The organism is Streptomyces sp. NPDC046712 (assembly GCF_040645695.1).
Taxonomy (GTDB): domain Bacteria; phylum Actinomycetota; class Actinomycetes; order Streptomycetales; family Streptomycetaceae; genus Streptomyces.
In genome coordinates this window covers 212,982-225,687 of the sequence record NZ_JBEYYW010000005.1, presented here as the reverse complement: position 1 = coordinate 225,687, position 12,706 = coordinate 212,982, and the positions used below count along the sequence as shown (strand labels likewise).

The following is a 12,706-nucleotide window of genomic DNA, read 5'->3' as shown; positions in this document are numbered from 1 at the left end:
CCGTGCCCAGGCCCCCGCCCGCCGCCCGCCCCGTCCGGTCCCGTGGCTCAGCCGCCCGCCCCGCACCGCACCGCTTCGCCCAGCGCCACGGCTCAGCCGCCCGCCCCGCACCGCACCGCCCCGCGTCCACCCGGTCCCGTGCCTCAGCCGTCCCGACCGCCTCTCGCCCGCACCGCCCCGCACCCCCCCTCCCGACCCGAAGGGCCGCACCGTGACCCTGACCGCCTCCGGGCCGGCGACGGCACCCGTCCCGCCGCCGCCGGCCCGGTCCTCCCGCCCGGCACCCCGCCGCAGGTGGGCCGCCCTCGTCCCGTACGCCTATCTCGCCCCGTTCTTCACCCTGTTCGCGGCGTTCGGTCTCTTCCCGCTGCTCTACACCGCCTTCGTCTCGCTCTACCGGGTCGAACTGCAGACCCCGGGCGACATGGAGTGGCGCGGCCTCGGCAACTACGCAGCGCTGCTCACCGACGAGTTCTTCTGGACCGCGCTGCGCAACACCTTCACCATCGGGGTCCTGTCCACGGTCCCGCAGCTCGCCATGGCTCTCGGCCTCGCGCATCTGCTCCACTACAAGCTGCGGGGCCGGACGTTCTTCCGCACGGCGATGCTGCTGCCGTACGCGACGTCCGTGGCCGCCGCCACGCTCGTCTTCGCCCAGCTCTTCGGCCGGGACTTCGGGCTCGTCAACTACGCCCTCTCCCTGGTCGGGTTCGACCCCGTCGACTGGCAGAACGACACGTTCGCCTCGCAGATCGCCGTCTCCTCGATCGTCGTCTGGCGCTGGACCGGCTACAACGCCCTGATCTATCTCGCCGGGATGCAGACCATCCCCTCCGAGCTGTACGAGGCCGCCGAGATGGACGGCGCCTCACGGTGGCGGCAGTTCTTCCACGTCACCCTGCCCGGGCTGCGTCCCACGATCGTCTTCACCACGGTCGTCTCCACGATCGGCGCGACCCAGCTGTTCGGTGAGCCGCTGCTCTTCGAGGGCTCGATCTCGGGCGGCATCTCGCACCAGTACCAGACCCTCGGGCTCTATCTGTACGAACAGGGCTGGGGCTTCTTCCACCTGGGCCGGGCCGCCGCCATCGCCTGGCTGATGTTCCTGCTGATTCTCGTCCTGGTCGGAGTCAACGCCCTGCTCGTGCACCGCCGTTCGCGGAAGGAGGGCCGGGCATGAGCATGCGTGTCGCCGGCCGTACGGGCCACGGGGGCAGGATCACGTACGCGATCCTGATCCTGGCCGTTCTCGTCTCCGCCTTCCCCTTCTACTGGACGATCGTCGCCGCGAGCCGCTCCAACGCCGATCTGGCGCAGGTGCCGCCGACCCTGCTGCCGGGGCCGAACCTCTTCCGGAACTTCGAGGCGGTCATGGAGGAGGCCGACATCGGCACGGCGCTCCTCAACTCCCTCGTGGTGTCCGGCTCCATCACGGTCGGCACCGTGCTGTGCTGCACCCTGGCCGGGTTCGCCTTCGCCAAGCTGCGCTTCCGCGGGCGGGGCGCACTGCTCGCGATCACGGTCGGCACGATGATGATCCCGCCGCAGCTCGGGGTGATCCCGCTCTTCATGCTGATCGCCGAGCTGGGCTGGGTGAACCAGCTGCAGTCGGTGATCCTGCCCGGTCTCGTCTCCGCCTTCGGGGTCTTCTTCATGCGGCAGTACCTGGTGCAGTCGCTGCCGGACGAGCTGATCGAGGCGGCCCGGGTCGACGGGGCGTCCTCCGCCCGGATCTTCTGGTCGATCGTGGTGCCCGTCGCTCGGCCCGGCATGGCGGTGCTCGGGCTGCTCACCTTCATGGCCGCCTGGAACGACTTCTTCTGGCCGATCGTCGCCCTGTCCTCGCAGGAGCCGACCGTCCAGGTCGCGCTGCGCCAGCTCGGTGGCGGCTATGTCCACGACCAGTCCGTGATCATGGCGGGCACGCTGCTCGGCACCCTGCCGGTGCTGCTCGTCTTCGGCTTGCTCGGCCGGCAGATCGTGGGCGGCATCATGCAGGGCGCCGTCAAGGGCTGAGCCGACGCCGGCCGGTCGTCCGCCGGAGCCGTACAGGACCGACCCGTATCTCCCCTCACTCTCACAGGAGTTCTCCGTTCATGAACGCTCTCTTCCCTGACGGCTTCCGCTGGGGAGCGGCCACCGCCGCCTACCAGATCGAGGGCGCGGCCACCGAGGACGGCCGCACCCCGTCCATCTGGGACACCTTCAGCCGTACGCCGGGCAAGGTGCGCAACGGCGACACCGGTGACGTCGCCGCCGACCACTACCACCGGATGCGCGAGGACGTGGCCCTGATGAAGGAGCTGGGCCTCACGGACTACCGCTTCTCCCTCTCCTGGTCCCGGATCCAGCCGACCGGGCGAGGGGCGGCCAATCAGAAGGGGTTGGATTTCTACCGCGCGCTCTCCGACGAGCTGCTGGAGGCCGGGATCCGGCCGGTCGCCACGCTCTACCACTGGGATCTCCCGCAGGAACTCGAGACTGCCGGCATGAGCGGCTCCGCCGCGGGGGGTGGCTGGCCCGAGCGCGCGACCGCCGAACGGTTCGCCGAGTACGCGGGTCTCGCCGCCGAGGCCCTCGGCGACCGGATCAGCACCTGGACGACCCTCAACGAGCCCTGGTGCGCGGCCTTTCTGGGCTACGGCTCCGGGGTCCACGCCCCGGGCCGCACCGACGACGAGGCCGCGTTGCGCGCCGCCCACCATCTCAATCTGGCCCATGGTCTGGCCGCCCGGGCCCTGCGCGCGGCCGTGCCCGCCACGGCGGAGCTCTCGCTGACCCTCAACCTCCATGCGATCAGGGCTCTTTCGGACTCCGCCGAGGACGCGGACGCGGCCCGTCGCATCGACGCCGTCGGCAACCGGATCTTCCTCGACCCGGTCTTCCACGGCCGTCTGCCGGCCGATCTGGTCGAGGACACGGAGCGGATCACGGACTGGTCCTTCGTACGGGACGGCGACCTGGACGTGATCTCCACGCCGATCGACTCGCTCGGGATCAACTACTACTCCCCCACCGTCGTCGCCGCCGGCTCCTCGGAGTCCCCCTCGCCATGGCCGGGCGCGCCGGACCGGGTGCGTTTCCTGCCCGCGCCCGGGCCGCGCACGGCGATGGACTGGCCGGTGGACGCGGACGGCCTGTACGAGCTGCTCGTCCGGCTGCGCGACGAGCTGCCGGGCGTGCCGCTGCTGATCACCGAGAACGGCGCCGCGTACGACGACTACGCCGACCCGGAGGGCGAGGTCCACGACCCGGAGCGGGTGGCGTACGTCGACGCCCACCTCTCGGCCGTGCACCGGGCGATCGCGGACGGCGCCGATGTGCGCGGGTACTTCCTGTGGTCGCTCCTGGACAACTTCGAGTGGGCGTACGGCTACGGCAAGCGGTTCGGCATCGTCCACGTGGACTTCGCGAGCCAGCGCCGTACACCGAAGGACAGCGCGCGCTGGTACGCGGAGGTGATCAGGCGCGGCGGGCTGTCCCGCTGAGCCTCGCCTCGCGGCGCGCCTCGCGGGCGAGCGGCAGGTAGCGCAGCCGCTCGGGGAGTACGGGCACCACGGCCCGTACGACCCGGGCGAACCGGCGCAGCCGGCGCTCCTGGGCGTCGGTCCACTCCAGGCCGAGGGCCTCCCGGGCGTCCGGCGGCATGAGGCCGAGGGTGACGAAGGAGCGGAAGCGGGCGAGGTGGGGCAGGATCACCGGCCACAGCGCCCTGAGCAGCAGCCGCAGCGGCAGGGGGCCGCGGTCGGGCGGGGGCACCGGCTGGTCGGTGGCGACGAGCTCGCGCAGGACGACGGTGGTCTCCAGCTCGCCGAGCATCTTGCGGTAGTACGGCCAGAATTCCTCGATCGTCTGCGGCATGTCCCGGTCGTGGATGCCGAGGATGCGGCCGACCTGGAGCCACTCGGCGTAGAGCCTCCGTTCCTGGGCCTCGGTGAGCGGGCGGTGCAGGAGGCGCAGGCCGTGGTGGTAGACGGGGAAGCCCGTGGCATGCACCCAGGCGTAGTTCGACGGGGTGAGCGCGTGGTAGCGGCGGCCGTGGGCGTCGGTGCCCTGGATGGTCCGGTGGAGTTTCCGGAGCCGGCGCCCCTCCTCGGCCGCGTCCTCGCCCCCGTACACCCAGAGCAGCGCGGAGCGCAGCGAGCGCTCACCGCGGCCCCAGGGGTCGGTGCGGAAGACGGAGTACTGGTCGACGCCCGCGCCGACGGCCGGGTGGGCGACCTGGAGGGCGAGCGCGGAGGGCAGCATCAGGAGGCCCCGGACGTCCCCCGCGACGCTCCACAGCACTCCGCCGACGGGCGGCGGCTCGGGCGCGGTCTCCTTCGGGCTTCCGTCCGTGGCGGTCCGGGTCGGCCCGACGGGCCTGGCCGGTCCGGTCATGGATCCACTCTCCTCACGTTCTCAGCCTGCCCCGGCCCGGCTTTTCCGGCAAAGGGCACACATGGGTCGGGGGCGCGGGCCCGGCCCCAGCCCCGGGCGCGGGCCCCGCCCCGGGGGGGGGTGGGGGGCGGGGCCCCGCCCCCGCCCCCGCTCCACCATGAACAGGGCGGCTCAGCCGAAGACGGCCAGGCTCTTGGCCTTGCCCTTCTGGTCCTCCACGAGCGCCAGCAGACGGCCGTCCGGGCCGAACACCGCCACGGGACCGGCGGGGTAGGACGGCATCTCCAGGCGGACACCGTTCAGGAGCAGCCGGGCGCGCTTCTCGTCGACGTCCCAGCGGGGGAACGCCGCCGCGGCCGCGTCGGCGACCGGCATGACCGTCAGCTCCTCCTGGAGCTGGTCGAGGGTCCGGGCCGAGTCCAGCTTGTACGGGCCGACCCGGGTCCGCCGCAGCGCGGTCAGATGACCGCCCACGCCGAGCCCGGCGCCCAGGTCGCGGGCGAGCGCCCGGATGTACGTGCCGGAGGAGCAGACCACGGAGACGACGAGGTCGACGACGGGCGTGCCGTCCTCGGCGGTGGCCTCCCGGACGTCGTACACCTGGAAGGACGAGACCGTGACCGGCCGGGCCGGGATATCGAACTCCTCGCCGCCGCGCACCCGCGCGTACGACCGCTTGCCGTCGATCTTGATGGCGGAGACCTTCGACGGCACCTGCATGATGGCGCCGGTCAGCTCCGCCACGCCCGCGTCGATCCCCTCACGGGTCACCTTGGACGCGTCCACGGAGGCCGTGATCTCGCCCTCGGCGTCGTCGGTGATCGTCGTCTGGCCGAGGCGGATGGTGCCGAGGTACTCCTTCTCGGTCAGCGCCAGGTGACCGAGCAGCTTGGTCGCCCGCTCCACGCCGAGGACGAGGACGCCCGTCGCCATGGGGTCGAGCGTGCCCGCGTGGCCGACCCGCCGGGTCCTGGCGATCCCGCGCATCTTGGCCACGACGTCGTGCGAAGTGAAGCCCGACGGCTTGTCGACGATGACAAGGCCGTCGGGCGTCTTTGCGGTGCTCATCAGGCGGTGGTGCCCTCTTCGTCCTCGTCGGGCTTGCGGTACGGGTCGGCCTCGCCGGCGTACTTCGCTCCGGACGACGCCTCGCGCACCGCCGCGTCCGAGGCCCGTGCCTTGTCGAGGAGGTCCTCGATCGTCTTGGCGGTCTCCGGGAGGGCGTCCGCGACGAAGGTCAGCGTCGGCGTGAACTTCGTCCCGGCCGCGGCACCGACGGCGGAGCGCAGGATGCCCTTGGCGCTCTCCAGTCCGGCGGCGGCGCTGGCCCGCTCCTCGTCGTCGCCGTAGACCGTGTAGAAGACCGTGGCCTCCCGCAGGTCACCGGTGACGCGGGTGTCCGTGATGGTCACGTGCGTACCCAGGCGCGGGTCCTTGATGCCGCGCTGCAGCTTCTCGGCGACCACCTCCCGGATGAGGTCCGCCAGCTTCTTCGCCCGCGCGTTGTCGGCCACTGGTCCTTCTCCTTCTTTGCCTTGCTCATTCAGTCTTCATCAGTGTGGAGCCTGCGTCGCACCGACAGCAGCTCCACCTCGGGCCGCGCCGCGACCAGCCGCTCACAGCGGTCGAGCACGTCCGATACGAACCCCTGGTCCCCGGACACCAGCGCGACGCCCAGCCGGGCCCTGCGATGGAGGTCCTGGTCGCCCACCTCGGCCGCGCTCACAGAGAACTTGCGCTGGAGCTCGGCGACGATGGGCCGGACGACGGAGCGTTTCTCCTTCAACGAATGAACGTCGCCGAGGAGCAGATCGAAGGACAGAGTCCCCACAAACATGTAGTGCCGGATGTCCCGCCGGTTCGGGTTCGGTGGCCTGCCATGCCGTCGCTTGGCAGGGACACCAGAACCGTACACGCAACGGCCGGGGCCGATCGACGGAATAACTTCCGCCGACCGGCCCCGACTCACTGCTGCGATCGGACGCGATCAGGCGCGAGGCTTCTCGCGCATCTCGTACGTCGCGATGACGTCGTCGATCTTGATGTCGTTGAAGTTTCCGAGGTTGATACCACCCTCGAAGCCCTCGCGGATCTCGGTGACGTCGTCCTTGAAGCGGCGCAGACCCTCGATGTTGAGGTTCTCCGCGATGACCTTGCCGTCGCGGATGAGGCGCGCCTTGGTGTTGCGCTTGACCTCGCCCGAGCGGATGAGGACACCGGCGATGTTGCCCAGCTTGGACGAGCGGAAGACCTCGCGGATCTCCGCCGTACCGAGCTCGACCTCTTCGTACTCCGGCTTGAGGAGGCCCTTGAGCGCCGCCTCGATCTCCTCGATGGCCTGGTAGATCACCGAGTAGTACCGGACGTCGACGCCCTCGCGCTCCGCCATCTGCGCGGCACGGCCGGCAGCGCGGACGTTGTAGCCGATGACGATGGCGTCGGAGCCCATGGCCAGGTCGATGTCGGACTCGGTGACCGCACCCACACCGCGGTGCAGGACACGGATGTCGACCTCTTCGCCGACGTCGAGCTGGAGCAGCGAGGACTCGAGAGCCTCGACCGCACCGGACGCGTCGCCCTTGATGATGAGGTTGAGTTCCTGGACCAGACCGGCCTTGAGCACCTTGTCGAGGTCCTCGAGGGACACCCGGCGGACGCGCTTGGCGAAGGCGGCGTTGCGCTCACGCGCAGCGCGCTTCTCGGCGATCTGACGGGCCGTACGGTCCTCGTCGACAACCAGGAAGTTGTCGCCGGCACCCGGGACGTTGGTGAGACCCAGGACCAGGACGGGAGTCGACGGGGTCGCCTCCTCGACGTTGTTGCCCTTGTCGTCGAGCATCGCCCGGACACGGCCGTACGCGTCGCCGACGACCATCGTGTCGCCGATGCGCAGCGTTCCGCGCTGGACCAGGACGGTCGAGACGGCACCGCGACCGCGGTCGAGGTGGGACTCGATCGCAATACCCTGCGCGTCCTGGTTCGGGTTGGCCCGCAGGTCGAGCGAGGCGTCGGCGGTGAGGACGACGGCCTCGAGCAGGGAGTCGATGTGCAGACCCTGCTTGGCGGAGATGTCGACGAACATGGTGTCGCCGCCGTACTCCTCGGCCACCAGACCGAACTCGGTCAGCTGACCACGGACCTTGGTCGGGTCCGCGCCCTCGACGTCGATCTTGTTGACCGCGACGACGATCGGGACGCCGGCGGCCTTGGCGTGGTTGAGCGCCTCGATCGTCTGCGGCATGACGCCGTCGTTGGCCGCGACCACGAGGATCGCGATGTCGGTCGACTTGGCACCACGGGCACGCATGGCGGTGAACGCCTCGTGACCCGGGGTGTCGATGAAGGTGATGCGGCGCTCTTCACCGTTGACCTCGGTACCCACCTGGTAGGCACCGATGTGCTGGGTGATGCCACCGGCCTCGCCCGCGACGACGTTCGTCTTGCGGATGGCGTCGAGCAGTCGGGTCTTACCGTGGTCGACGTGACCCATGACGGTGACGACCGGCGGACGGGAGACCAGAGCCTCTTCGCCGCCCTCGTCCTCGCCGAACTCGATGTCGAAGGACTCGAGCAGCTCGCGGTCCTCCTCCTCGGGCGAGACGATCTGAACGGTGTAGTTCATCTCGTCGCCGAGGAGCTGCAGCGTCTCGTCGGAGACGGACTGCGTGGCCGTGACCATCTCGCCGAGGTTCATCATCACCGCGACGAGCGACGCCGGGTTGGCGTTGATCTTCTCGGCGAAGTCGGTGAGGGACGCACCGCGCGACAGGCGAATGGTCTCGCCGTTGCCGCGAGGCAGCATCACGCCGCCGACCGACGGGGCCTGCATGGCCTCGTACTCCTGGCGCCTCTGACGCTTCGACTTGCGACCGCGACGCGCGGGACCGCCGGGGCGACCGAAGGCGCCCTGCGTGCCACCACGGCCACCGGGGCCACCGGGACGGCCACCGAAGCCGCCGGGACGACCGCCGAAGCCGCCGCCACCGCCGCCGGGACCACCCGGACGACCGCCGCCGCCACCGGGACCACCGGGACGACCGGCAAAGCCGCCGCCGCCACCGCCGGGACCGGCCGGACGGCCGGCGAAGCCGCCGCCACCGGGACGACCGCCGCCGCCACCCGGACGACCGCCGGGGCCACCGGGGCCACGACCGCCGGGGCCACCACCGGGACGCGGGCCGGCAGCGGGACGCTGCGGCATCATGCCGGGGTTCGGACGGTTACCGCCGGGCGCGCCGCCCGGACGGGGAGCCTGCGGACGCGGCATGCCACCGGGGGTGGGACGCGCGCCGCCCTGGCCCTGGGGACGCGGGGCGCCACCGGGGCCGCCCTGCGGACGCGGGGCACCCGGAACGGCACCGGGGCCGCCGGGACGGGGGGCACCGCCACCCGGACGGGGCGCCTGCGGGCGCGCCATTCCGGTGGAGCCACCCGAGGTGAAGGGGTTGTTGCCCGGACGGGGACCGGCCGGACGGGCACCGCCGGGACGCGGAGCGCCCTGGCCCTGCGGACGCGGGGCACCCTGGCCCTGCGGACGCGGCGCGCCCTGACCCGGACGGGCGGGACGCTCGCCGGCGGGACGGGGTCCCGGGGTCGCGCCACCGGGACGCTGACCGGCGGCGGGGGCCGACGGAGGCGCGGTGAACTCGGGGGCGGCCGGAGCCGGCGTGACCGGCTTGGGCGCGGGCTTCGGACCCGGGCGCGGGCCCGAGGCGGCCGGAGCCGGAGAAGGGGTGCTGCTCGCCGGGGCGGCCGGAGTGACCGGGGCCGCAGGCGCGGCGGGGGCCGGCTTGGGGGCCGGGGCGCCGGGCTTCGGGGCAGCGGGACGTGCCGCGGCGGCCGGGGAGGGCGCCGAGGGCTTCGAGGGGGCGGCCTTACGAGGCGCGCCAGGCTTCGCAGCGGTCTTGCCGGCGCCACCGCCGGGACCCTGCAACGCATCAGTCAACTTGCGCACGACCGGCGCCTCGATTGTCGAGGACGCCGAACGGACGAATTCACCGAGTTCTTGGAGCTTGGCCATGACGACCTTGCTCTCCACACCGAACTCCTTGGCGAGTTCGTATACCCGGACCTTAGCCACTTCGCTCCTTTTAGGTCCGGTTACCGCCGGACCGTCGCTACTTCATGGGCGTACTCATCGCGTACTCATCGAGTGCTCATCGCAATCTCGACCTACTTCCAACTCGCGAGGTACCTGACCGCACGGTGTTCCGTGCCGTACTTCTTCTTACGGTGCTGCCTGCTCGATGTGAAAGCGGATTTCCGCCGTTTCGAGCGGCCCCTGGACCCTGAAGGCCCTCGGGAACGCCCGGCGGCGGACCGCCATGTCGAGACAGACCGAGGCGGGGTGCAGATACGCACCCCGGCCGGGCAGCGTACCGCGATGATCGGGGACGCACGCGCCCTCGACCTCCACGATGCGCAGCAGATCGCTCTTGGCCGCTCGCTCCCGGCATCCCACACAGGTTCGCTCAGGGCACGCGCGGGCTTGCGTCCGGCCAGACACGGCTAAGTCTACCTCCCCGTATCGACCTCACCCGTTCGGGGCAAGAATCGAACGGTCGTTTGTCGTGATCTCGCCCTCACACAACGTGACGAGGGCGAGAGCTATTCCCTGCGATCCGCCTCGCGGCGCGCTCAGTCCCGATCGCGCTGCTCGTCGGACTGCTCGGTGTCCGGGCGGATGTCGATGCGCCAGCCGGTGAGGCGCGCGGCGAGGCGGGCGTTCTGCCCTTCCTTGCCGATCGCCAGCGACAGCTGGTAGTCCGGCACGGTCACCCGGGCGGAACGGGCGGCCAGGTCGACGATCTCGACCTTGGAGACCCGGGCCGGGGAGAGCGCGCTGGCCACCATCTCGGCCGGGTCGTCGGACCAGTCGACGATGTCGATCTTCTCGCCGAGCAGCTCCGCCATGACGTTGCGCACCCGGCTGCCCATGGGGCCGATGCAGGCGCCCTTGGCGTTCAGGCCCGAACGGGTGGACCGTACGGCGATCTTGGTGCGGTGGCCCGCCTCGCGGGCGATCGCCGCGATCTCGACGGAACCGTCGGCGATCTCGGGGACCTCCAGCGCGAACAGCTTCTTCACCAGATTGGGGTGGGTGCGCGACAGGGTGACGGAAGGACCGCGGACACCCTTGGCGACCCGGACGACGTACGTGCGCAGCCGCAGACCGTGCGTGTACTCCTCGCCCGGCACCTGCTCCTGCACCGGAAGGATGGCTTCCAGCTTGTCGTCCAGCTTGACGAGGACGTTCTTCGGGTCCTTGCCCTGCTGCACCTGGCCGGCGACGATGTCGCCCTCGCGGCGGGCGTACTCGCCGAAGGTGACGTCGTTCTCGGCGTCGCGCAGCCGCTGCTGGATGACCTGGCGGGCGGTGCTCGCCGCGATCCGGCCGAAGTCCGACGGGGTGTCGTCGAAGTCCTTGGGCTCCTGGCCCTCCTCCAGCTCGGAGGGGTCTTCCTTCGCCCACACCGTCACATGACCGGTCTGCCGGTTCAGCTCCACGCGCGCGTGGCGGCGGGCGGAGGGGGTGCGGTGGTACGCGATGAGGAGGGCCGACTCGATCGCCTCGACCAGCAGGTCGAACGAGATCTCCTTCTCTTGTGCCAAGCCCTTCAGGAGCTTCACGTCGATGTCCACGGCTACGCCTCCTCTTCCTTCTTGTCCTTGCGGTTGAACTCGATCTGGACACGCGCCTTGGCGATGTCGGCGAACTCGGCCCGGCGGGCGGTGGGCTTGCGCCCCTTCACGCCCGGCACTTCGAGGTCGATGCCGTCGTCGTCCACGGCGAGGATCCGCGCGACGACCTCGCCACCGTCGTTCAGCTGCAGCTTGACCAGGCGGCCCGTGGCGCGCACGTAGTGGCGGTGCTCCTTCAGCGGGCGCTCCGCGCCCGGGGTGCCGACCTCGAGGTCGTACTCCCCCTCACCCATCACGTCCGTCTCGTCCAGCGTCGCCGAGAGCGCGCGGCTCACATCGGCGACCTGGTCCAGGTCGGCTCCTTCGTCGGAGTCGACGACGACGCGCAGCACCCGCTTGCGTCCCACGGAGGCCACCTCGAGCTCTTCGAGTTCGAGTCCCTGCGAGGCGATGAGCGGCTCGAAGAGTGCTCGCAGCCTGTCGCTCTGGGTGGTGCTCATCCGGGTGACTCCTCGGCCGCGTGTGCTGTTGTGGGTTTCGTCGCGTGTCAGACCAAAGGGTATCCGGTCCCGGGGGGTGTTGCCGTCCATGGGGCCGGGGGCCGAAGGTACGCTCGCCTGCGGTGATCTTCGACCGAGGCCGAGGGAGTGGATGTGGGGCGCACGGGGACCCTGGGCAGGCGGGCGCTCCTGACGGCGGGGGCGGTGACGCTGGCCGGCTGCACCTCCGACGGGGGCGGCGGCGAGCGGCCGAGGAAGCAGACCGCGGCCGAACGGGCGGCGCTCGCCGAGGCCGCGCTGCGCCGCGGATCGGCGGCGAAGAGCCGGTCCCTGCTGGAACGTTACGACGCGGTGCTCGCCGCGCACCCCTCGCTGACCGCCCGGCTGACACCGCTGCGGCGCGCGGTCGCCGCGCACGCCGCCGCCCTGGCCGAGGGCCTGGCCGGGAGCGGGGCGCCGAGCGCCTCCCCCTCCGTCCGCCCTGCCGAGACCCCCGCCGCGGCGGCGAAAGCCGCTCCTTCGGCGGGCACCCGATCGGCGGACGCCACCACTTCCCCGGTCCCCGTTCCGGCCGATCCGGCGGCCGCCCTCGAGGAGCTGGCCGCCGCCGCCCGCAGAACCGCCGACGCGCACGCGGCCACGCTCCTCGAAGCGCCGCCCGAGTACGCCCGTCTGCTCGCCTCCGTGGCGGCGGCCGGAGCGGCCCACGCGTATCTGCTGACCGAAGGAGGCCGGGGATGAGCGCCCTCGAGGCGGCGCAGGCCGCGCTCGCCGCCGAGCACGCGGCGGTGTACGGGTACGGGGTCGTCGGCGGCCGGATCGGCGCCGAACGACGCGCCGAGGCCACGGCGGCGTACGAGGCGCACCGGGCACGGCGGGACGGGCTGCGCAGGACCGTACGGGACCTGGGCGGGGAGCCGGCCGCCGCGGCGGCCGGCTACGAACTGCCGTTCGCGGTACCGGACACGGCCGCTGCCGTACGGCTCGCGGCGGTCCTGGAGGACCGGGTCGCAGGGGTGTACTCCGATCTCGTACGCGCCGCCGAGGGACCGCTGCGGCGGGACGCGGCCGCCGCGTTGCGCGAGGCGGCGGTACGGGCCGTTCGCTGGCGCGGCACCGACGTAACCTTTCCTGGGCTCGCCGAGCGGGTGTGAGTCCGGCCCTGACGGCCCTGACCAGGCTCC

General features: G+C 71.8%; 13 protein-coding genes. 5 read left to right on the top strand and 8 right to left on the bottom strand.

All coding sequences use genetic code 11. The features are described 5' to 3' along the window. Positions 1-211 precede the first annotated feature (211 nt). The 3 genes from ABZ939_RS09505 (at position 212) to ABZ939_RS09495 (ending at position 3,488) form a co-directional block, all read left to right on the top strand. Entirely contained in the window at positions 212-1,180 is a 969-nt protein-coding gene (locus ABZ939_RS09505; protein ID WP_361851065.1) for a sugar ABC transporter permease, read from the top strand. Then, positions 1,177-2,016 carry a carbohydrate ABC transporter permease gene (locus tag ABZ939_RS09500; protein WP_361851063.1) on the top strand — a complete coding sequence of 280 codons (840 nt, stop codon included), beginning with the start codon at positions 1,177-1,179 and terminating at the stop codon, positions 2,014-2,016. Before ABZ939_RS09505 ends, ABZ939_RS09500 begins: the two co-directional genes overlap by 4 nt. Before the next feature lie 80 nt (positions 2,017-2,096). After that, a complete protein-coding gene (locus ABZ939_RS09495) occupies positions 2,097-3,488 on the top strand; it encodes a GH1 family beta-glucosidase (RefSeq protein ID WP_361851061.1) in 1,392 nt (463 codons plus the stop codon). Here ABZ939_RS09495 and ABZ939_RS09490 read toward each other — a convergent pair. The 8 genes from ABZ939_RS09490 to rimP all read right to left on the bottom strand — a co-directional run bounded on the left by ABZ939_RS09490 (position 3,463) and on the right by rimP (position 11,522). Further along, entirely contained in the window at positions 3,463-4,380 is a 918-nt protein-coding gene (locus ABZ939_RS09490) for an oxygenase MpaB family protein (protein WP_361851059.1), read from the bottom strand. The genes ABZ939_RS09495 and ABZ939_RS09490 overlap by 26 nt on opposite strands. Before the next feature lie 171 nt (positions 4,381-4,551). After that, complete coding sequence (gene truB, locus ABZ939_RS09485) at positions 4,552-5,448, bottom strand: tRNA pseudouridine(55) synthase TruB (RefSeq protein WP_361851057.1); 897 nt, start codon at positions 5,446-5,448, stop codon at positions 4,552-4,554. Beyond that, positions 5,448-5,894: a 30S ribosome-binding factor RbfA gene (rbfA, locus tag ABZ939_RS09480; RefSeq protein ID WP_361851055.1), complete on the bottom strand. Its 447-nt coding sequence runs from the start codon at positions 5,892-5,894 to the stop codon at positions 5,448-5,450. The genes truB and rbfA overlap by 1 nt, the downstream gene beginning before the upstream one ends. Positions 5,895-5,923: 29 nt before the next feature. Then, on the bottom strand, positions 5,924-6,217 hold the full coding sequence (locus ABZ939_RS09475; RefSeq protein ID WP_361851053.1) for a DUF503 domain-containing protein: 294 nt from the start codon (positions 6,215-6,217) through the stop codon (positions 5,924-5,926). A 150-nt stretch (positions 6,218-6,367) separates the two neighbouring features. Continuing rightward, positions 6,368-9,460, bottom strand: coding sequence for a translation initiation factor IF-2 (gene infB, locus ABZ939_RS09470; RefSeq protein ID WP_361851051.1), 3,093 nt, complete (start codon positions 9,458-9,460; stop codon positions 6,368-6,370). Positions 9,461-9,607: 147 nt separating this feature from the next. Then, positions 9,608-9,886, bottom strand: a complete 279-nt coding sequence (locus ABZ939_RS09465) for a YlxR family protein (RefSeq protein WP_361851049.1) — start codon at positions 9,884-9,886, stop codon at positions 9,608-9,610. A gap of 131 nt (positions 9,887-10,017) precedes the next feature. Then, positions 10,018-11,022 carry a transcription termination factor NusA gene (gene nusA, locus ABZ939_RS09460; RefSeq protein WP_361851047.1) on the bottom strand — a complete coding sequence of 335 codons (1,005 nt, stop codon included), beginning with the start codon at positions 11,020-11,022 and terminating at the stop codon, positions 10,018-10,020. A 2-nt stretch (positions 11,023-11,024) separates the two neighbouring features. Further along, on the bottom strand, positions 11,025-11,522 hold the full coding sequence (gene rimP, locus ABZ939_RS09455) for a ribosome maturation factor RimP (RefSeq protein ID WP_361851045.1): 498 nt from the start codon (positions 11,520-11,522) through the stop codon (positions 11,025-11,027). A 153-nt stretch (positions 11,523-11,675) separates the two neighbouring features. Here rimP and ABZ939_RS09450 point away from each other — a divergent pair, with 153 nt between their 5' ends. Together ABZ939_RS09450 and ABZ939_RS09445 are read left to right on the top strand one after the other, a co-directional pair. Beyond that, positions 11,676-12,263, top strand: a complete 588-nt coding sequence (locus tag ABZ939_RS09450; protein ID WP_361851043.1) for a hypothetical protein — start codon at positions 11,676-11,678, stop codon at positions 12,261-12,263. After that, a complete protein-coding gene (locus tag ABZ939_RS09445; protein WP_361851041.1) occupies positions 12,260-12,676 on the top strand; it encodes a ferritin-like domain-containing protein in 417 nt (138 codons plus the stop codon). Before ABZ939_RS09450 ends, ABZ939_RS09445 begins: the two co-directional genes overlap by 4 nt. Positions 12,677-12,706 lie beyond the last annotated feature (30 nt).